The following is an 18,858-nucleotide window of genomic DNA, read 5'->3' as shown; positions in this document are numbered from 1 at the left end:
GCTAGCGACCCCAACACCCTCTGATCAGTGCCCTAGTTCCTAGCGGCACCGGCCGAACACGGCCGAAAACACCTGTTGGAGGCCCTTGTGACCCTGTCCAGCCTGATCGACGCTGCCCTCTTCGCCTGCACCATGTCGATTACAGGACGTTACATCTTGGCGTGCTGGCTGTACCCGTTCAAGCCGCACAAGCGGTGCGGCGGGACCGGCGGACACCGCGGCATGGGCGGCATTCGGCTGTGCCACGGCTGCGACGGCACCGGCCGCGTGCTGCGCCTCGGACGCCGCCTGCACAACGCGTACACCCGCGTCCGCCACGACATCCGCGTCGACCGCCGCCGCGCTCAGGATCGGCGCCGCGAACTGGACCGTTGACCTACGTCCCGCGTTCACAGAAGCCAGAAACCCATGCACAGCAAGGGGACGTGACAACTCCACACAGGAGACACGCCATGTGCCGAACAGGAGGCCGCCGCTGCTCCGGCAGCAGTGGCAAAGCGAAAGCCAAGCTGCGTCAACAGATCCACCGCGCCCGCCGCGCCGTCAACACCGCACGCGCGGCCGGCGACACCGCCGCCGTAGCCGCGGGTGAGGCTCGGATCCAGGCGGCCACGACGGCGTTGAACAAGCTCAAGGAACAGGACACGCAGGCGCGGGAAACCGCTGCACAGCAAGGGGACGTGACACCACCGCGCACTGTGGAGCACGACACCGCCGAGCGCGTCGCCGTGGTCAACACCAACCACGGCGGCACCGTCGGCATCCAAGGCGACGTCGTCACGGGCGTTGGCGTGGTCATCGGCTCATCGTTCGGACCTGTCCACACCGGCGACGGCGTGCAGATCAACCGCGGTAGCTGGGGCGAGGTCGACGGTGACCGGGACGCCGAGTACCGCGAGGCCCGGCAGGTTGCCCGTGCCGCACGGAAGGAAGCCCGCCGGCTGCGTCACGAGGCCCGGCAGGAACGCCTCGCTGCTCAGGCGGGGGACGTGACCGACGACAACACCGGGAGAGGCGTCCACATGGGATCTGGCAGGAACGACGACAACGTCCGGTTCGGCAAGATCAGTAACAACACCGGCGTCGTGATGGGCAGCAACTCCGGGGGCATCTTCCTCGGCGGCTCGGCCAGCACGGGTGGACAGTCCAGCCCGGGCGACGACGCCGAACGCGCCGCCAAGGCCGCCAGGAAGGCCGAGAAGAAGGCCCGGAAGAAAGCGGTCGAGAAGGAGCGGCAGGTCAGCGGCGGGTCCGGCGACGTCATCATCGGCCGCAACGTCGGCGGTGTCGTGCAGGGCAACGGCTACACCGTCGTGGGCGGCAGCGTCTACCGGCACCCGGGCCGCTCGGTGTCCGTGCGCGGAACCGTGGTCACCGACGCCGCGACCGGCCAGCCGCTGACGCCGACCCACACCGCCCCCAGCACTGGTCGCGGCCACACCGTGATCTACCAGGGCGGCGTGCTCTACGTGAACGGCCAGCGCGTCGACTAGCGGGCCGCTCGCGAGATTCCCACACCACAGCAAGGGGACGTGACCCGTCCCCTGATTCGTCGTGCCATCCAACAGGAAGAGAGCAGTCCACCGTGGACTACATCGACACCGCCGACGCCGTCCTGTTCGCCTACGACTACCAGCGCACCCTGCGCGTGCTGACCATCCTGCGCCGGTGGGACCCCTTCCAGGGCCGCAAGGCGCTGCCAGGGGGCCACGTCGACCCCGGCGAGGACACGCGCGCCGCCGCCGCCCGCGAGCTGGCCGAGGAGACCAGCGTCATCCTGCCGGCCACGCAGTTGAGCCAGGTCGACGTCTACGCCGCGCCGGGGCGTGACCCGCGCGGCCCCTACCGCACGTTCGCCTACACCGCACTGCTGCCCACCATGCCCAGGCCCATCGCCGCCGACGACGCGGCCGCCGCCGAGTGGACGCCCGTCCCGCTGATTCGCGCCGAGCTGCACAGCATGGCGTTCGACCACCGCACGATCGTGCTGGACGCCGCCGCCACCCTCGGCCTGATCCGCGCCGTGTGACCCGTCCACCACCACACGCGAGACACCGTCCACATCGGAGGGTGCCGCGCATGGTTTCTCGACGTCATCCCAGGGACGTGACACATCCCTCAAGCTCACGCGAAGGGAACACACGTGATCAGCCCCGACAACTTCCCCACCCCAGCGTTGGCGCTGCGGTCGGCCGACCCCGTTGAGATCGACCGCGTGACCAGCTTCGCCCACGAGCAGGCCGAGGCCGCCGAGGCTCTGCGGCTACAGTTGCTGGCCGCTGACTGGCCCCACCTTCCGCTGCACCGGCGCATGGTCATGCTCCGGGCCGGCCACGCCACGCTCACGCAGTGGCGCTACGGGCTGGCCCGGCGGGCGCCCGGCCGCATCGGTGTCGGGATCCCCCTGGATGCCGACCGCTTCCGCCTGTCCATGCGGGACGCGGGCCCTAACTTCGACCGCCTCGGCTACACCGGCCGACTGCGTGCCGGGGCACGGTGGGACGCGGCCAGCAAGACCTACCAGGGCGGGCAGAACACCCCGGCCAGCCGGACCATCCTCTCCTACGGCAACGCCGCGCTGCACCGGTTCAACGCCGAGGCCCCCGGTAGCGAGCTGTTGCAGAACGTCGTGGTGCTACCCGGCGGGATGCGCGTGAACGGCAACCGGCTCGTGCGCGGCGAATCCGCCGCCCGAATCGCCACCTACCTCGTGCGGCGCATCGTCATGCGCGGGCACGACGCCAGCCGCATCGAGATCGGCGGCAACCCCGTCTACGCCATCACCACGGCCGACGACGACGCCGACGTTCTGCACGCCGAGGCCCTGCGCCAACTCGGCGAGGCCACCGAGCTGAGCTACGACAGGCGGATCGACGCTTGGCAGGCCGCCCGCTACCTGCTCTACCAGTCGCCGCGCACCAAAAAGGGCAGCGACGCCGTCACCCGCGCGTTCCTGGTCGCCGTCGGCGCGGTCCTGTTCGATCAGGCCCCGACCCTCGATCACGACGTCGACTTGCGGTGCATGGTCCTGGGCCAGCCCGCGGCCACCACCATGCCCGCCGACGCCCAACTCCACCGGCGGTAAGTCCGTCAGCACCTCCCGGCGAGGCAACGTCTACATCGGACGTTGCCTCGCCTGTCGTTTGCCCACATCCACGCGGGGACGTGACACGTCGGCCGCGCACGATCGAAAGGGCCACCACCCGTGACCAGCACCCGAGACATGCTCGCGGCCGCGCTGGCCGCCGCCGCCCACGGCTTCCACGTGTTCCCCATCCGGGTGAACTCCAAGAAGCCCCCGGCCTTCCACAGCCAGCAGCACTGCCCGGCCACCGGTATCTGTACCGCCGGACACCAGACGTGGGAGCAGCGCGCCATGGTCGACCCCGACCAGATCCGCTGGTACTGGACCAGCGCCCGCTACGCCGGCTGCAACGTCGGTATCGCGACCGGACCGAGCAACCTCGTGGTGGTCGACCTGGACACCCGCAAGTCACCGGCCGACGTGCCCAAGGACGGCTGGAACCGGAGGGGGATCGTCGACGGGCACGACGTGTTCACCCTCGTGTGCGAGCAGGCCGGGCAGCCAGTGCCGTGGGAGACCCGCGCCGTCACCTCCCCGCGCGGCGGCACGCACCTGTATTTCCGCGCCCCGCACGCGGTGCAGCTGCGCAACACCGAAGGCGACACCGGCAACGGACTCGGCTGGAAGGTCGACACCCGAGCCTGGGGCGGCTACGTCGTCGCCCCCGGATCGATCACCGATGACGGCCGCTACGAGCTCGCCGAAAACTGCGCCCCGCTCGACTTGCCGGGGTGGTTGGCTACCCGGCTTGCTCCCAAGCCCGTGGTGGCCACCACAGCGCCGCCTGTGCGCGGCTCTACGCGGCTTCCCGCCTACGTCGCGGCCGCCGTGCGGGGCGAGTGCGATCGGGTCGCCAAGACGCTCTCAGGGCAGCACGCCAAGACCCTGTTCTCCGCCGCCGGCAACCTCGGCCAGTTCGTCGGCGCGAACCTGCTCCCCCCGGTTGAAGCCGAAGCCGCCCTCTACGCAGCCGCACACCACATGCTCACCGCCGACTGCGACTGCACCGAGTCCGACCTCCGCCGCCACATCCGCAACGGCCTACGCGCCGGGGCGTTCAAGCCCCGCGTCGTGCCGACCGACCAGCAGCCCGCCACCGATCAGGGCGGGCTGTTCGGCCAGCGGGGCGCGGCATGAACCAGACGGGAGATCACACCATGGCCACGCCTACGACGTCCGTCCCGATCGACGGGGCCGCACTGCTGGACACCGTCCACGCGGCCATGACCAAGTACGTCATCCTGCCCAGCGAGCACGCCACCGATGCCGTGGTGTTGTGGATCGCCGCGAGCCACGCGCAACCGGCGTGGGCGCACGCCCCGCGGCTGGTCATCCGCGCCCCGGAGAAGCGCTGCGGCAAGTCGCGGCTACTGGACGTGGTCGAGGCGACTTGCTACAGCCCGCTTCTCACCGTGAACGCCAGCCCGTCGGCGGTCTACCGGTCGATCACCGAGGACCCACCGACGATGCTGGTGGATGAGGCGGACACCATCTTCGGGCCGAACGCCTCCGCGAACGAAGACCTCCGGGGCCTGCTCAACGCTGGCCACCAGCGCAACCGGCCTGCCATTCGATACGACGCCGCGAATAGCCGCGTAGAAACCATTCCCACGTTCGCTATGGCCGCGTTGGCGGGTATCGGCGCGATGCCGGACACCATTGAGGACCGGGCGGTGGTCATCCGGATGCGCCGCCGTGCGCCGGGGGAAAGTGTGTCGCCGTATCGGCACCGCCGCGACCGGCCCGGCCTGAACAAGTTGGCGTCGCAGTTGTACTCGTGGTTGCGAGCTGACCTTGCCGTGTTGGAGAAAGCCGAACCGGTCATGCCCGTGGAAGACCGAGCGGCCGACACCTGGGAGCCATTGATGGCTGTAGCCGATCACGCGGGCGGGCGATGGCCCGACCGTGCCCGCGCCGCCGTGCTGGCATTGACGGCGGAGGCGGAGGAGAACAGCGAGAACACCCTCCGGACGCGCCTGTTGCAGGACTGCCGCGCCGCGTTCGCCGACGGCACGTTGATTCGTACTGCGACGCTGCTGGAACGGCTCAATGCCGACCCGGAAGCGCCGTGGTCGGAAATCGGCCCGAACGGCTTGAGCGCGGTCAAGCTCGGGAAGCTGCTGGCCGAGTTCGACATCCGGCCGGCCACGCTTCGGTTTCCGGAAGGTGGGCAGGCCAAGGGGTACCAGAGCACCGACTTCGCCGACGCGTGGAGCCGGTACCTGGCGCCCGACGACCCCGCCGCCGGGGGTGAGCCGTACCAGCCGTACCAGCCGTCGCAGACCAGGTCAGAGCGGTACGGCTCGGAACCCTGGTACGGGTCAAGCCGTACCACGAACACAAGCCGTACCGCTCTGACCAGCGTTGCAACGGCTGGTACGGCTGGTACGGCTACCCCTCTCAACCGGGGCATCGAGGAGGTAGCGTGACCCAGCCCGACCGGGTGCCAACGGTGGTGCCGCTCAAGGCGCTGTACAAGATCCCCGAGGCAATGCTGCTGCTTTCGATGAGTCGATCCGTCATTTACGAGCAGATCCGCGCCGGTCGACTCAAGACCGTTGTCCAGGGCCGGTCTCGGCTCGTTCCGGCGGTAGCTATCAACGCCTACGTTCAACTGCTGATTGAGGAATCGGGGGTGGAATTTGACCAAGCGTCGTAGTCGTGGTGATGGTGGTCTGCATTGGGATGAGAATCGCAAGCGTTGGATTGCAACGGTAACCGTCGGATTTGACGGACGCGGTAAGAGAATCACCAAGCGCGCTAGCGGGCGGACGAAAACTGAGGCCAAGAACAAGCTTGACGCCATCATGCGTGACGTCAAGGACGGGCTTGCGATCGAGCCGCACAATTACACGGTCGCCGATGCCGTCAACAACTGGTTGCAGTACGGGCTGAACGGGCGCGACGGGCAGACCGTCACGACGTGCCGAATCCTCGCGGAAGCGCACGTCATCCCGTCGCTGGGCGCGCTCAAACTGCACAAGCTGTCGGCTGACGACGTTGACGAGTGGTTGGCGGAGAAGGCGAAGACGCTCAGTACGCGGACGCTGCGAGACATCCGGTCTGTTCTCCGTCGAGCGGTCAACCGAGCGCAGGCGCGCGACAAGGTGAAGCGCAACGTCGTGCTGCTCTGCGAGTGCCCGGAGGGGCAGACAGGCAGGCCGTCGAAGTCGCTGACGTTCGATCAGGCGGACGCCCTTCTACGTCGTGCGGAAGCTGACGATTCGACGATTGGGGCGTACATCGTGGTGTCCCTGGTCGGCGGGCCGCGCACTGAGGAGGTGCGACCGTTGACGTGGACACACGTTGACCTGAAAGGGAACCCCGACGCCAACCCGCCGGTTCCGCCGCACATCGCCGTGTGGCGGTCCGTACGGGCCGGCGGTGACACGAAGACCCGAAAGTCTCGCCGCACGCTTGCCTTGCCACAGAGGGCAATCACCGCCCTAAAAGCCCAACAGGCACGTCAGGAGGTGCACAAGAAGCGGGCGGGCGACCGGTGGCAGGAACACGGCTTGGTGTTCGCCTCGGAGGTCGGCACCGAGCTGGACGCGGCCAACGTCCGACGGCAGTTTCGGCGGGTACTCAAGGCGGCCGGGCTGCACGCGGCTGAGTGGACGCCGCGCGAGTTGCGGCACAGCTTCGTGTCCCTGCTCTCGGACAGCGGCATGACCATTGAGCAGATCTCGCGGCTGGTTGGGCACAGCGGAACGTCAGTTACGGAGGAGGTGTACCGGCATCAGATCCGCCCGGTGATCCAGGACGGTGCGACCGCCATGGACCAGATCTTTCCGGTCGCCGGAGCGTGATGCCAAGGGTCTTGAGTTGGACAGCGAAGTGGGCGCCTGGCTCAACCAGGCGCCCACTGCGTGGCGGCGTCATCGTGGCTCCGTCCGGTCACATGAAAATCTTGACCAATACCTCGTGTCCGTCGTCGCCACGGACTACGACCTGGCGGTCTTCCTTGAGCTCGGTCGCGATGAACTCGTAGAGCTGGATCGCCCGGTTCACGATGTCCACCTTCTTGAGGCCGGTGTCCTTCTGGAGCTTGAGCAACGCCTTCGCGCTCTCCTTGACCAACGCGATATTGACTCGCGCGACCACGCCCGGCTCGTCCACCTGCTGGTCTACGGCGTCTAGGTCCTTCCCGGCAGTGATCGTCCTCTCCCTTCTGGTCGTGCAGACGCGAGGCGCGCGCCTACCCCTCCCCATCGTCGCAGATCCCACACGACCTGGCCATCATTTGACACAGAAAATGTGTGAGATGAGTTGCTGGGATGTGTGGGCGGGGGTTACGCTGGCCACCTGAGCTGGCACCGCCGTGGGGCCTCGCGAACCGCGAGCCTCGACGGGGGCGTCAGACCGCCCCCAATGGAAATCGAGAGATGAGGAGTCCTCAGATGCGGAATTCCGTGTCTGGCCGTGGTCAGGCCGGGCGTCAACGATGGGCCAGCGTGTCCTCGTGGCGCTGGCCCAACCTCTAAACGCGAGGGTGGCGGCCTGTCCAGCTGTCACGACCCCCATGTCCGGGGCCTCTAGTCCAGAAGGGGACCTGAGTGCGCCGCTAGAGAAAGGCCGGGTGTGGACGATCCGGGGCAGGACGGCGAGGACGACTTCGCTGGGTTGGCATCCATTGAGGGCGAACGCCCGACGACTGACGCGCGGTTGCGCATCGAGAAGGAGGGGATGAGGGTGGTTGTTTCTGTTCCTCCGAACCACGCCTCCCATCTGCTCGATGCGGCGGTCGCCGCGCTTCTTGTCATTGCCGCGCTGTGCGCGCCGGCGGTGACCCTGAAGGCTGCGCCTGAAGGCCTCCCGAACTGGGCTGTGGTCGGAATGATCACAATTCAGCTCGGCGTGGTGATCTTGGTTACTCTGCGCATCTTCACCAACAAGCCGGGCTCATCGAGCCGCCTGTCCGGCTGACAAGGAGACCAAGAAGGGATGCTCCGCAGCGGCCGCGCGGAGCATCCCTTCTTGTCCAAGCCTTCCCGTTCACCCCGTCGTCAGTCAGTGCGACAGCGTCGGGGCTGGAGGGTAGTCACGCAGTTAGACACTCAGACACAAATCAGGGGCTGTCCACTCCACAGTGGACAGCCCCTGACCTGGTCGGGGTGACAGGATTTGAACCTGCGACCTCTTCGTCCCGAACGAAGCGCGCTACCAAACTGCGCCACACCCCGGTTGATCGAACGAGGAGAAGTCTAGCTGATGTCGGCCCCAGCTCCGAATCGGGTCCTGCTTTGGCGACCGGACCCGTCGTGACCTGCGCCGTTGCTGCGGGGCACGAGCGTGAGCAGGCTGGCTTCCGGCGGGCAGGCGAAGCGGACCGGCGCATAGGGCGAGGTCCCGAGGCCTGCGGAGACGTTGAGCCAGGTGTGGGCACCCCAGCGGGAGACGCCGCGGGCGCGGGTGCGATCCAGCTCACAGTTCGTGACGACGGCGCCGTAGCCGGGGATGCGGAGCTGGCCGCCGTGGGTGTGGCCGGCCATGACGAGGTCGTAGCCGTCGGCCGCGAACAGATCGAGGACGCGGGGCTCGGGGGAGTGGGTGACGCCGAGCCGCAGCGCCGCCGTGGGGTCGGGCCGGCCGGCGATGTTCTCGTAGCGGTCGCGCTTGAGGTGCGGGTCGTCGAGGCCGGCGGCGACGATGGACTGGCCGGCGACGGTGATGGTCTGCCGGCTGTGGGTGAGGTCGTCCCAGCCGTGTTCGACGAACGCGGCGCGCAGATCCCGCCAGGGCAGGGGGATGCCGTGGATGCGCTTCTTGCGGGCCTTGGGCAGCAGGTAGCGCACGGGGTTCTTGGGCTTGGGCGCGTAGTAGTCGTTGCTGCCGAACACGAACACGCCGGGCAGGTCGAGCAGCGGGCCCAGCGCCCGTACGACGGCGGGCACGGCGTGCCGGTGGGCGAGGTTGTCGCCGGTGTTGACGACGAGGTCCGGGGATAGCTTGGCCAGCTCGGCGACCCAGCGCTGCTTGGAGCGCTGCCCGGGCATCATGTGCAGGTCGGAGATGTGCAGCACACGGAGCGGCGCCGCGCCTTCGGCGAGCACCGGCACCGTGGCTTCGCGCAGTGTCCACCTGGTCCGCTCGATGGCGGCGGCGTAGCCGACCGTGGCTGCTCCGAGGGCCGTGGTGCCCAGGACTATCCGACCGAACGTCTTCACGCGCTCCAGGGTACGGCGGTTTACTCGATCGGGGTCGGGGTGCCTGTCGGAGTAGCGTTCGCGCTCATGGCGGAGCTGAAGGAGAAGCTGCGGAGCGACTTGACCGCGGCGATGAAGGGGCGGCAGACCACTGTGGTCGCCACCCTGCGGATGGCCCTGGCGGCTGTGACCGTCGAGGAGGTGGCCGGCAAGACCGCGCGGGAGCTGTCGAACGACGAGGTCCTCAAGGTGTTGTCCCGTGAGGTGAAGAAGCGCAACGAGGCCGCCGAGGCGTTCGCGGGCGCTGGTCGCCGGGAGCAGGCCGACGCCGAGCTGGCCGAGGCCGAGGTGCTCAAGTCGTACCTGCCGGCCCAGCTGTCCGATGAGGAGCTCACCGACCTCGTCTCGCAGGCGATCGCCGAGGTCGCCGCGCAGGCGGGCGAGCAGCCGGGGCAGAAGCAGATGGGCCAGGTCATGAAGGCCGCCAACGCGAAGGTCGCCGGCCGGGCCGAGGGTGGCCGGGTCGCCGCCATCGTGAAGGCCAAGCTGCTGGGCTGATGGCGGTAGTGCCGTTTTCGGTGCACGAGTTGGACGAGTTGCGGTTGCCGTTGGCGGTGCGGCGTCGGGTCCGCCGGTTGAAACGGTCGGGTCGGGCCGGCGTCGTCCTGGGGGCGATCATGACGCCGGGCCGGCGCAGGCCGACTTCGCTCGACCCGACTGTTTCCCTGCGGGGCAACGGGATCAGGCTGGAGCTGTCGAACTGGCACTCTCGTCGGTCCGTCGCGCGGGGGCTGGCCGCCGGCGGCCACGGTCTCACGCTGCGGGCGTGGCGGGCCACGTCGGAGAGTTTTTTCGAGTACGGCATCGAGCTGGCCGACGGCGACGTTTTCGTCGCCGTCGCCCGGCCGATCCAGCCGTGGACGCTGTTCGGCCCGCGCCGAGAATCGGACGAATGGTATCTGGGTGTGGTCTGACGACGTGGCTTGGGCCGCACACTCGGTCGGGGCCAAGCGTGGATGCGGTCGCTGAGTGAAACGGATTTCCACCATGACCGAGTACGGCCGCGAGAGGGAACGTCGACGCCGGCAACGTTCCTTGCTGTGGTTGGGCTACGCGGTGGCGATGGGCGTTTTCGTGGCACTGCGGGTGGGGCCATGGGTCGTGTTGGCCGCAGCCGTCGGCGCGTGCGTGCTGATCTACGCCGTGGGCACGCTGATCGTCTGGCGTGATCGGCAGGCGGAACTGCGTCGGCGGGCCGCCGGCGAGCCGCCGTCGTGGTCGGCGCAGCTGCCGTTGGCCGTCGCGCGGCAGTTCGGCGGCGTCGTCCCTGGGCGGCATGTCCGCGCCAACGCGCCGCAGACCGGCGAGCTGCTCGGCCGCCTGCGCTACCTGGGCGACCGGCTACGGTGGGAGCCCAGCGCGTCGTTGCGGGCCCATGTGTGCTTCATCCGGGGTTCGGCAGTGCGAAGAATTTGTTTAGGTTGAAATGTCCAACATTTTCCATTTGAAATTGGGACAGAGATTACAAGGGCCAAGGCCACACCACGACCCGTCGATGCAACCTCGAGTAGTTTTTAATGGTTGCAGGCTGATGGTGTTTCTATGGACCTGTCTTGGTTATTGAAGTGGTTCACGAAATGCGTGAAGCTTGGTTACTCGCCAAGGGCACCGGCCTCGAACCGTGTTCAGCTACCTCAGCCGCCTGGCGTGCCCGCGCCTGATGAGGGCGCGGGTGATGTCGCGCCGGGGGCCTGGGGCACGAAGCCGGTGCTCACGTAGAGCGTGACGGTCTGGCTGTGCGGGGCGGAGCCGATGGGGGTCTGGCCGACGACGGTGCCCTTGGGGGCGGTGGAGTTGAAGTCGGCGGTCTGCACACCCGCGTAGCCGGCGGACTTGAGGACGTTGGTGGCGTCGTCGACGCCGCGGCCGACCACGTACGGGATGGCGGGCCCGTGGTTGTTCTTGTCCATGTACTGCGGATCGGCCTTGGGCAGCTGGAGCGGGGGCGAGCTGCCGAGGATCTGGTTGAAGGCGTTGAAGAACGGCGGCGCGGCGATGGTGCCACCGAAGGCGCCGACGTTGCCGCCGCAGGACTTGCTGGTGCGGATGGGCAGCGTGCCGCAGATCGGCTCCGGCTGGGAGCCGTCGTTGAACACCAGCGAGGAGGTCGAGTAGTTGGGCAGGATGCCCAGGAAGCCGACGGACTCGGAGGTGTCGGTGGTGCCGGTCTTGCCGGCCAGCGGGCGGGTCCAGTGCGCGTTGCGGGCGGCGGCGGCCGAGGTGCCGCTGATGGTGTCGTCCTTGAGGCCGTTCATGATCGTGTCGGCCACGGCCTTGTTGACGACCTGCTCGCACGGCGGGGTGTTGATCTGGACCGGCTTGCCGGTGTGGTCGACCACGCTGGCGATCGGGTTGGGCTCACACCACACGCCGCCGCTGGCCAGGGTGGCGCCCACGTTGGCCAGCTCCAGTGGGCTCAGCGGGCTCACGCCGAGAGTGAACGACGGCTGGTTGAGGAACGACTGGCTCTGCGGCTTGGTGGTCAGCTCGTTGGCGCCGTTGGGGTCGGGTGCCGAGCCGGCCTGGTTGGTCTGCATGGTGTTGCGCATGCCCAGCCGGGAGGCCATGTCCAGCACGGACTGCATGCCGGCGCCGAGCTCAAGGTTGGTGAACGAGGTGTTCGGCGAGATGGCCAGCGCCTCGTGCAGGGTGATCGGGTCCGGGTTGGTCTGGTCGTCGTTGGCGACCGTGTGGCACTTGGTGTCGGGGTACCGGATCGGCGGGAAGAAGCACTGTGTCTTCGGGTTCGGGATGCCGGTGTTGAGCCCGACCTGGCCCTTTTCCATGGCGGCCGCGGTGGTGAACAGCTTGTAGATCGAGCCGGCGCCGAAGTTGTCGCTGACGTCGGCGGGCAGGTTGGTCAGGGTCTGCCCCTGCGCGGCGTCCACGCCGAGGTCGCGGTTGGCCACCAGGGCGACGAGGTCGTGGGTCTGCTGGCCCGGTTTGACGATCACCATGGTGTTGGCGATGCCGTTGGCGGTCTTGGGCACGTTGTGCTCGACGGCCTGCTTGGCGACCTTGGAGATGTCCGGGTCCAGGTTGGTCCTGATCACGTAGCCGCCGGTCTGCAGCTGGTCCGCCGTGAAGCCGGCCTGCGACAGGTAGCCCTGCACGTAGTCGCAGTAGAAGCCGTCCTCGGGGGCGACGCCGACGCAGCCGGAGCCGGGCAGCTGCGGCTCGGGGCCGACGCCCAGGTCCGTTTTCTTGGCGGCCTCGCCGAGGTCGGTGGTGATCTTGCCGGTCGAGACCATGGCGTCGATGACGACGTCGCGGCGCTTCTTGGCCGCCGCCGGGTGCTGCCACGGGTCGAAGCTGACCGGGTTGTTGACGACACCGGCCAGCAGCGCCGCCTGGGGCAGCGAGAGCTTGTCGGGGGTGGTGTTGAAGAACACCTGGGAGGCGGTGCCGATGCCGTCCACCCGGCCGAGGAAGGTGACCAGGTTGAGGTACCTGGTCAGGATCTCGTCCTTGGACAGCTTCTTCTCCAGCTGGAGGGCGACCCGCGCCTCCTTGAGCTTGCGGGCGACGGTCTGCGCCTGGGCCTGCTCCTGGGCCGACTTGTCGTCCCGGCCGGCCACCAGCACCTGGTAGTTCTTCACGTACTGCTGGGTGATGGTGGACGCGCCCTGGGTGGCGCTGCCGTTGACCTGGTTGCTCAGCAGCGCGCGGAAGGTGCCCTGCCAGTCGACGCCGGAGTGCTGGTAGAAGCGGCGGTCCTCGATGGCGACGATGGCCGCCTTCATCACGGGCGCGATCTGGTCACCCGGTGTGTTGACCCGGTACTGCTGGTAGAGGTACGCGATCGGTTTTTCGTTCTTGTCCTCGATCACGGACATCAGCGGCGGGTCGGTGGTCACCAGGTCCGCCGAGGTGGCGTCCACGGTGTCGCTGGCGCGGTTGGAGACCACTCCCAGCGCCCCCACGGTGGGGAACAGCATGCCCGCCACCAGAACCCCGGCCAAAAGGCACAGACCGACCAACTTCACAAGACCGTTGCCGACACGCACGACAGTCACACTACGCGTCATCACGTGGTGCTCCGGTGTGAGCGCTCACTGCGACGTTCATTCACCACTTCGGGTGGGTGAAGCTCACATTCGGGTAACCCGGTGTTGGCAGGGGAACCAGATGGCTCTACAGTCCGTCAACGTCTCATGACAACGCCTGACGGCACTCCGCACCCGCGGGGAGCCTACGGCAGCCGGTACCGGGGGGTATCGGTTTTTGGACGAGACGTAGGGGAGCGGGGGCCATGCAGTTCGTTCAGGGGGATTGGCGTGTCAGTGCCTCGTGTCGTGACGAGGACCCGGAGCAGCTGTTCGTCAGGGGTGCTGAGCAGCGCAAAGTCAAAACCATCTGCCTGAGTTGCCCGGTGCGGACGGAGTGCCTGTCCGAGGCGCTCGATAACCGCATCGAGTTCGGCGTGTGGGGCGGAATGACCGAGCGTGAGCGCAGGGCTCTGCTGCGTCGCCGGCCGGATGTGGACTCGTGGTTCGAGTTGCTGGAGTCCGCGCGGCGCGAGCATGCCGATCTTGACGAGTACAAGGTCAGTTGATCGACGTCCTTTGTTGAACAATCAAATTAATTAACGGTGATCATGCGAATTTCGCCGACGGCGGCAATCGCCGCCCTCGGCGAAACAAGCGTGCGCGGTTTCACTCACCGGCCAGCCGGCGGCCGATTTCGCGCAGCCCAGCCAGATCGTGCACGTCCTCGGCCAGCGCCGGCACGCCGGTGACGGCCACCGACGGGTGCGCCTTGGTGAACCGGGCCAGCAGCCGCTGCTCGCGGGTCGCCACGGCCACCCGATCGGCGTGCACCCGCAGCACAGCGGCGGCCAGCGGCGCCTCGCCGCCCCGGTCCAGCTCGTCGGCGGCGGCCAGCGGCGCCTCGCCGCCCCGGTCCAGCTCGTCGGCGGCGGCCAGCGCCTTGCCCGCTGGCAGCTTGGCCAGCACCGGATGAGTCCGGTTGAGCACCAGCCCGGCCAGCGGCATCGACTCGGTGGCCAGCCGCTCCACGAAGTAGGACGCCTCCCGCAGCGCGTCCGGCTCCGGCGCGGCCACCACCAGGAACGCGGTGCCGGGCGAGCGCAGCAGCTGGTAGGTCTTCTGCGCACGCTCCCGGAAGCCGCCGAACATGCTGTCGAAGGCCTGCACGAACGCCGACGCGTCGGCCAGCAACTGCCCGCCGATGATCGTCGAGATGGCCTTGGTGAAGATGCCGAAACCGGCGCCGACGATCTTGAGCAGGCCCCGGCCGCCGGCCCGCGCCGGGGCCGAGAGCAGCCGGATGATCCGCCCGTCGAGCACGGTGGACAGCCGCTGCGGGGCGTCCAGGAAGTCCAGGGCCGACCGGCTGGGCGGGGTGTCGACCACGATCAGGTCCCACGATCCGTCGGCGGCCAGCTGCCCCAGCTTCTCCATGGCCATGTACTCCTGCGTGCCGGAGAACGAGGAGGAAATGGTCTGGTAGAAGGGATTGCCCAGGATCTGCTCGGCACGGTCGGGCCCCGCGTGCGCCAGCACCATGTCGTCGAACGTGCGGCGCATGTCCAGCATCATCGCGTGCAGCCGGTCCTCGGTGTCGAAGCCCTCGACCGTCACCTGGCGCGGGGTGTTGTCCAGTTCCCGCAGGCCGAGCGACTGCGCCAGCCGCCGGGCCGGGTCGATCGTGAGCACGACGGTGCGCCGCCCCCGCTCGGCCGCCCGCGCGGCCAGCGCCGCCGCGGTGGTGGTCTTGCCGACGCCGCCGGAGCCGCAGCAGACGATCACCTTGGTCGCCGGGTCGTCCAGCAACTTGTCGACATGAAGCTTGGCCGGCATCAGCGGACCCCCTGGTCGACCAGCGTCTCGGCCAGCTCGTACAGCGCGCCGACATCGACGCCGTCGACCAGCTCGGGCAGCTCCAGGGCGGGCAGGTCGGCCTCGGCCAGCAGCTCGCGGGCCCGCTGCTCGGCCCGCACGCGCACGGCGTGGTCGACGGTCTCCTCGACCAGCCCGGCCAGCTCGTCCTCGGCCAGCTCCAGGCCCACGGTGGCCAGCCCGGTCCGGACGCGGGCGGCGTCCACCCGGCCGCCGGCCGCCGCCGGCAGCGAGCGGTTGGCCAGCCGCGCCGGCCGCACCCGGTTCACGAACACCGCGCCCGGCCGCAGGTCGGCGCCGTCCAGTTCGGCCACGGCGTCCAGGGTCTCCCGGACGGGCATCTCCTCCAGCAGCGTGACCAGGTGCACGGCGGTGTCGCCCGAGTGCATCAGCCGGACCACGCCCTCGCTCTGGCCCTTGATCGGCCCGACCTTGGCCACGTCCTGCACGGCCTTGGTGACGTCGAGGAACTTCACCACGCGGCCGGTCGGCGGTGCATCCAACACCACGTGGTCGTACATGTGCCGGCCGGCGTCGTCGGTGCGGCCGACGCACTCCTTGACCTTGCCGGTCTGGAGCACGTCCCGCAGACCGGGGGCGAGCGTGGTGACGAACTCGATCGCGCCCATGCGCCGCAGCGTCCGGCCGGCGAAGCCCAGGTTGTAGAACATGGCCAGGTACTCCATGAACGCGGCGTCGGCGTCCACGGCGAGCGCGCGGATTTCGCCGCCGCCGGGCGCGGAGGCGATGCGCTCCTCGGAGTAGGGCAGCGGCGCGCGGTCGAACAGCTGGGCGATGCCCTGGCGCTCCTCGACCTCGACGAGCAGCACGCGACGGCCACCGGTGGCCAGCGCGATGGCCAGCGCCGCGGCCACAGTGGTCTTGCCGGTGCCGCCCTTGCCGGTGACCACGTGCAACCGGGCCCGGGTGAGCTCCTCGGTCCAGCCGGCGGTCCAGCCAACTATGGGTGTGGTCACGCCGCCAAGCCTAGGTGGCCGCACTGCCTCTCCGCTGGCCGTGGCTGTGAGGCTTCCCCCACCATCGCGAGGCCGCGCCGGTGCCTGGACCGTCGCCGGATTTCACCCGCCGCCACCCGACGTGCCCGCCACCTGAGCCGATGCGGCGGGTTAAATCCGGCTAGGGAAGGCACCGGTCACGAGCGGCCGAGCCGCGACGCCGAAGGCGGCGCCAAAAACACCGTTACCCGATGTGATGCATGAGGACGAGGATCATGTACTGAGCGGCGACAACGCCCCAGACCACGGTGCTGGGCAGCACGGTGGCGATGAGCAGGCACAGGACCGCGAACACCAGCGTCGACCAGAGGGCGGCGCGGGTCACATCGCCGGCGTTGCGGTGCCGGTCGTCACGGACCTTGCCGGTGATCAGCAGCGTCATGATGATGCCGCCGAAGGCCATGAGGCAGGTCGCGATGATCCGCCACGTCTCCACGTGATCGAAAATAGCGCGCCGGATAGGGTGCTGGCATGACTAAGTGGGAGTACGCCACGGTCCCGCTCCTGATCCACGCGACCAAGCAGATCCTGGACCAGTGGGGCCAGGACGGCTGGGAGCTGGTGACCGTGTTGCCCAACCCGAGCGGCGAGCAGCATGTCGCCTATCTGAAGCGGGAGAAGGCATGAGCTGGCTGGCCAGGCTCAAGGAACTGGGCATCGAGCTGCCCGCGGTGGCCGCGCCGGTCGCGGCCTACGTGCCGGCGGTGCGCACCGGTTCGCTCGTCTACACGTCGGGCCAGCTGCCGTTCGTCGCGGGCGCGCTGCCCGCGACGGGCAAGGTGGGCGGCGAGATCGGGCAGGACGAGGCCAAGGCCTACGCCCGCACCTGCGCGCTGAACGCCCTGGCGGCGGTGGACGCGCTGGTCGGCCTGGACTCGGTCACGCGCATCGTCAAGGTGGTCGGCTTCGTGGCCTCGGCCGAGGGCTTCACCGGCCAGCCGGCCGTGGTCAACGGCGCGTCCGAGGCGCTGGGTGAGATCTTCGGCGAGGCCGGCGTGCACGCCCGTTCCGCCGTTGGGGTGGCCGAACTGCCACTCGGCGCACCCGTCGAGGTTGAGCTGATCGTCGAAATCGGCTAATTCAGTAACCCGTTCGGGTGGCGCTAAGGTGGCGTCTCCTGGTCTGCTAGACCGCGAGAGTCACCTTCGCCACTGGAAGGGGCGGTGGGCGTGCGGGACAACGCCGAGCTGAACGCGCATGAGCTGCTGCTGAGACTGGCCGGACGGCTGTCCGACGCCCAGCTGTGGCGGTTTCGGGACTGGCTGGCCAGCGGGGCACTGCCCGTGCTCGGCCGGGCGCTCCCGCGTGCGCTGCTGCACGACCGGGTCGGCCTGACCGCCGACGAGCACGCGCTGCTGCGCGGCATCGGCGCCGACCCGGCGCTGACCAGCTCCGTGCTGGGCCTCGGCGCGGTGCCGGACCCGGCCTTCACCTTCGTCGGCGAGGCCGCCGACCAGGCCGCCAGCAGCGACCCGGTCGGCGTCGTGCTCGGCGCGACGCTGCGCGGCCGCGAGGGCCTCGGCGAGGTCCGCTGCGCCTGGCGGCACGCCGCCGACGGTCGTGTGCACCGCGTCGTGCTGGTGACGGCCGTGTCCGACCAGCACCGGCTGACCGGCGAGCTCCAGCGCATGCTGCGGGCGCTGGGCGAGCACGAGCCGTGCGTCGAGGTCGTGGCGCCGGACTTCGAGCTGCCGCCGTACCACCGCGCCGCGGTGGACGTGTCCGAACTGCTGTGCTTCGGCGCTGCCGATCTCGCCACCGCCTGAAAGGAGACCCGTCGTGTCGGACGTCGCCACTGGGGACGGACTGCCCGATCGGCTGCACGACATCCTGCTGCGGATGGCCGGACGCGTCGACGACGACGCGCTGACCTCGGCGCGCGAGCTCGTGGCCATCGCGGAGTCGGATCGCGCCGTGGAGCTGCTAGTCGGCTGCCTGATCGCCGGCGGCGTGCCGGTGACCCCGGCGGAGAACGGCCAGCTGCGGTCGCTGCTGGACCAGTCCCGCTCGGAGCCGGCGCTGGCCGACCGGCTCAAGGTCCGCGACACCTGGTACTCCCCGCCGCACCGGTTCAGCTACGAGCCGGACGCGGGCGCGGGCATCGGCGCGGCGCTGGCCCCGGTGGTGGACTTCCTGATCGGCGTGCAGTCGGTGCACGCGGTGTGGCGGGTGACGCCCGCGGGCGCGACTCCCGGCGCGGTGCCGCAACGGATCGTGCTGGTCGAGATCGGCCCCGACGGCTTCGCGCCGGCGACGGCGTACCGGATCGGGCAGGCCCTGGAGGCCGCCGGCATCCGGGCCGTGGTCGAGGTGCTCAAGACGGGCGCGGACCGTAGCGACTACCACCGGCTGGCCGCCTCGGACGCCAAACCGATCAACTTATCGGGCCAGCACGCGGCCGCCCCGACATCGAGCGGCGGCCGTCGGGCCAAGGGCGGCGGCTCGGTCGTGCCGATCAAGCCGGTCGCGCGCGCCGAGGCCAAGCCGGACGTCGTGGCCCAGGTCGAACTGGTCGAGCCGGTGCAGCCGGTGGCCACCGACAAGACCGCCCAGCCGCCGGTTCTGGAGCCCTCGGCCGACCCGTCGGCGCTCGGGCTCGTGGACTACAAGCCGATCGCCGAGGACAAGCTCAGCGACGTCGAGCGCGACCTGCTCCGTCAGCTGCACGAGGAACTGGCCCAGCGCGAGCA

At 69.2% G+C, this 18,858-nt stretch carries 23 protein-coding genes and 1 tRNA gene; 17 read left to right on the top strand and 7 right to left on the bottom strand.

Annotated elements, in window-relative coordinates; translation table 11 throughout:
- The first annotated feature begins 87 nt into the window (after positions 1 to 87).
- The 8 genes from KUTG_RS53860 to xerC all read left to right on the top strand — a co-directional run bounded on the left by KUTG_RS53860 (position 88) and on the right by xerC (position 6,894).
- Complete coding sequence (locus KUTG_RS53860; protein ID WP_052395388.1) at positions 88 to 375, top strand: hypothetical protein; 288 nt, start codon at positions 88 to 90, stop codon at positions 373 to 375.
- 77 nt (positions 376 to 452) lie between these two features.
- Positions 453 to 1,493, top strand: coding sequence for a hypothetical protein (locus KUTG_RS25080; protein WP_043720083.1), 1,041 nt, complete (start codon positions 453 to 455; stop codon positions 1,491 to 1,493).
- A gap of 92 nt (positions 1,494 to 1,585) precedes the next feature.
- Positions 1,586 to 2,029, top strand: coding sequence for an NUDIX domain-containing protein (locus KUTG_RS25075; RefSeq protein WP_043720082.1), 444 nt, complete (start codon positions 1,586 to 1,588; stop codon positions 2,027 to 2,029).
- 114 nt (positions 2,030 to 2,143) lie between these two features.
- Entirely contained in the window at positions 2,144 to 3,085 is a 942-nt protein-coding gene (locus KUTG_RS25070; RefSeq protein WP_157494752.1) for a hypothetical protein, read from the top strand.
- A 120-nt stretch (positions 3,086 to 3,205) separates the two neighbouring features.
- On the top strand, positions 3,206 to 4,222 hold the full coding sequence (locus tag KUTG_RS25065; RefSeq protein WP_052395387.1) for a bifunctional DNA primase/polymerase: 1,017 nt from the start codon (positions 3,206 to 3,208) through the stop codon (positions 4,220 to 4,222).
- An 86-nt stretch (positions 4,223 to 4,308) separates the two neighbouring features.
- Positions 4,309 to 5,514, top strand: a complete 1,206-nt coding sequence (locus tag KUTG_RS25060) for a DUF3631 domain-containing protein (protein ID WP_232240932.1) — start codon at positions 4,309 to 4,311, stop codon at positions 5,512 to 5,514.
- Positions 5,511 to 5,744: a helix-turn-helix domain-containing protein gene (locus KUTG_RS25055; RefSeq protein WP_232240931.1), complete on the top strand. Its 234-nt coding sequence runs from the start codon at positions 5,511 to 5,513 to the stop codon at positions 5,742 to 5,744. Before KUTG_RS25060 ends, KUTG_RS25055 begins: the two co-directional genes overlap by 4 nt.
- Before the next feature lie 148 nt (positions 5,745 to 5,892).
- Complete coding sequence (gene xerC, locus KUTG_RS25050; protein WP_232240930.1) at positions 5,893 to 6,894, top strand: site-specific integrase; 1,002 nt, start codon at positions 5,893 to 5,895, stop codon at positions 6,892 to 6,894.
- Positions 6,895 to 6,982: 88 nt separating this feature from the next.
- On the opposite strand, the gene KUTG_RS25045 is transcribed toward xerC, so the two are convergent.
- The gene (locus KUTG_RS25045; protein ID WP_043730553.1) at positions 6,983 to 7,189 is read right to left on the bottom strand and encodes a ribbon-helix-helix domain-containing protein; all 207 of its coding nucleotides are present in this window, start codon (positions 7,187 to 7,189) and stop codon (positions 6,983 to 6,985) included.
- 477 nt (positions 7,190 to 7,666) lie between these two features.
- Between KUTG_RS25045 and KUTG_RS25040 the strand changes: the two genes are divergently transcribed.
- Positions 7,667 to 8,011 carry a hypothetical protein gene (locus KUTG_RS25040; RefSeq protein WP_043720070.1) on the top strand — a complete coding sequence of 115 codons (345 nt, stop codon included), beginning with the start codon at positions 7,667 to 7,669 and terminating at the stop codon, positions 8,009 to 8,011.
- A 180-nt stretch (positions 8,012 to 8,191) separates the two neighbouring features.
- On the opposite strand, the gene KUTG_RS25035 is transcribed toward KUTG_RS25040, so the two are convergent.
- Together KUTG_RS25035 and KUTG_RS25030 are read right to left on the bottom strand one after the other, a co-directional pair.
- Positions 8,192 to 8,268, bottom strand: a tRNA-Pro gene (locus tag KUTG_RS25035).
- A gap of 21 nt (positions 8,269 to 8,289) precedes the next feature.
- Positions 8,290 to 9,252, bottom strand: coding sequence for a metallophosphoesterase (locus KUTG_RS25030; RefSeq protein WP_052395386.1), 963 nt, complete (start codon positions 9,250 to 9,252; stop codon positions 8,290 to 8,292).
- Between the two features lie 66 nt (positions 9,253 to 9,318).
- Between KUTG_RS25030 and KUTG_RS25025 the strand changes: the two genes are divergently transcribed.
- From KUTG_RS25025 to KUTG_RS25015, 3 genes are all read left to right on the top strand, one after another.
- Positions 9,319 to 9,789: a GatB/YqeY domain-containing protein gene (locus KUTG_RS25025; RefSeq protein ID WP_043720068.1), complete on the top strand. Its 471-nt coding sequence runs from the start codon at positions 9,319 to 9,321 to the stop codon at positions 9,787 to 9,789.
- The gene (locus KUTG_RS25020) at positions 9,789 to 10,205 is read left to right on the top strand and encodes a hypothetical protein (protein WP_157494750.1); all 417 of its coding nucleotides are present in this window, start codon (positions 9,789 to 9,791) and stop codon (positions 10,203 to 10,205) included. The genes KUTG_RS25025 and KUTG_RS25020 overlap by 1 nt, the downstream gene beginning before the upstream one ends.
- A gap of 73 nt (positions 10,206 to 10,278) precedes the next feature.
- Positions 10,279 to 10,716: a hypothetical protein gene (locus tag KUTG_RS25015; RefSeq protein WP_043720063.1), complete on the top strand. Its 438-nt coding sequence runs from the start codon at positions 10,279 to 10,281 to the stop codon at positions 10,714 to 10,716.
- A 209-nt stretch (positions 10,717 to 10,925) separates the two neighbouring features.
- On the opposite strand, the gene KUTG_RS25010 is transcribed toward KUTG_RS25015, so the two are convergent.
- Entirely contained in the window at positions 10,926 to 13,319 is a 2,394-nt protein-coding gene (locus KUTG_RS25010; RefSeq protein ID WP_198047304.1) for a transglycosylase domain-containing protein, read from the bottom strand.
- A 224-nt stretch (positions 13,320 to 13,543) separates the two neighbouring features.
- On the opposite strand from KUTG_RS25010, the gene KUTG_RS25005 reads away from it, so the two are divergent.
- Positions 13,544 to 13,846: a WhiB family transcriptional regulator gene (locus KUTG_RS25005; protein WP_043720062.1), complete on the top strand. Its 303-nt coding sequence runs from the start codon at positions 13,544 to 13,546 to the stop codon at positions 13,844 to 13,846.
- A 100-nt stretch (positions 13,847 to 13,946) separates the two neighbouring features.
- On the opposite strand, the gene KUTG_RS25000 is transcribed toward KUTG_RS25005, so the two are convergent.
- The 3 genes from KUTG_RS25000 to KUTG_RS24990 all read right to left on the bottom strand — a co-directional run bounded on the left by KUTG_RS25000 (position 13,947) and on the right by KUTG_RS24990 (position 16,604).
- A complete protein-coding gene (locus tag KUTG_RS25000; protein ID WP_043720059.1) occupies positions 13,947 to 15,113 on the bottom strand; it encodes an ArsA family ATPase in 1,167 nt (388 codons plus the stop codon).
- Positions 15,113 to 16,129, bottom strand: coding sequence for an ArsA-related P-loop ATPase (locus KUTG_RS24995; RefSeq protein WP_043720057.1), 1,017 nt, complete (start codon positions 16,127 to 16,129; stop codon positions 15,113 to 15,115). The genes KUTG_RS25000 and KUTG_RS24995 overlap by 1 nt, the downstream gene beginning before the upstream one ends.
- A 223-nt stretch (positions 16,130 to 16,352) precedes the next feature.
- On the bottom strand, positions 16,353 to 16,604 hold the full coding sequence (locus KUTG_RS24990) for a hypothetical protein (RefSeq protein ID WP_043720056.1): 252 nt from the start codon (positions 16,602 to 16,604) through the stop codon (positions 16,353 to 16,355).
- Positions 16,605 to 16,639: 35 nt separating this feature from the next.
- Here KUTG_RS24990 and KUTG_RS58930 point away from each other — a divergent pair, with 35 nt between their 5' ends.
- The 4 genes from KUTG_RS58930 to KUTG_RS61630 all read left to right on the top strand — a co-directional run.
- Positions 16,640 to 16,795: a DUF4177 domain-containing protein gene (locus KUTG_RS58930; protein ID WP_116174671.1), complete on the top strand. Its 156-nt coding sequence runs from the start codon at positions 16,640 to 16,642 to the stop codon at positions 16,793 to 16,795.
- On the top strand, positions 16,792 to 17,247 hold the full coding sequence (locus tag KUTG_RS24985; RefSeq protein WP_043720053.1) for a RidA family protein: 456 nt from the start codon (positions 16,792 to 16,794) through the stop codon (positions 17,245 to 17,247). Before KUTG_RS58930 ends, KUTG_RS24985 begins: the two co-directional genes overlap by 4 nt.
- A 90-nt stretch (positions 17,248 to 17,337) precedes the next feature.
- Positions 17,338 to 17,934, top strand: a complete 597-nt coding sequence (locus KUTG_RS24980) for a hypothetical protein (protein ID WP_043730546.1) — start codon at positions 17,338 to 17,340, stop codon at positions 17,932 to 17,934.
- A gap of 13 nt (positions 17,935 to 17,947) precedes the next feature.
- A partial coding sequence (locus tag KUTG_RS61630; protein ID WP_043720052.1) for a hypothetical protein occupies positions 17,948 to 18,858 on the top strand: 911 nt, incomplete at its 3' end.

The sequence above is a fragment of the Kutzneria sp. 744 genome (assembly GCF_000568255.1).
Lineage (GTDB): Bacteria > Actinomycetota > Actinomycetes > Mycobacteriales > Pseudonocardiaceae > Kutzneria.
Note: the sequence above shows the minus strand (reverse complement) of the source record. Positions and strands in the feature narration are given on the sequence as shown.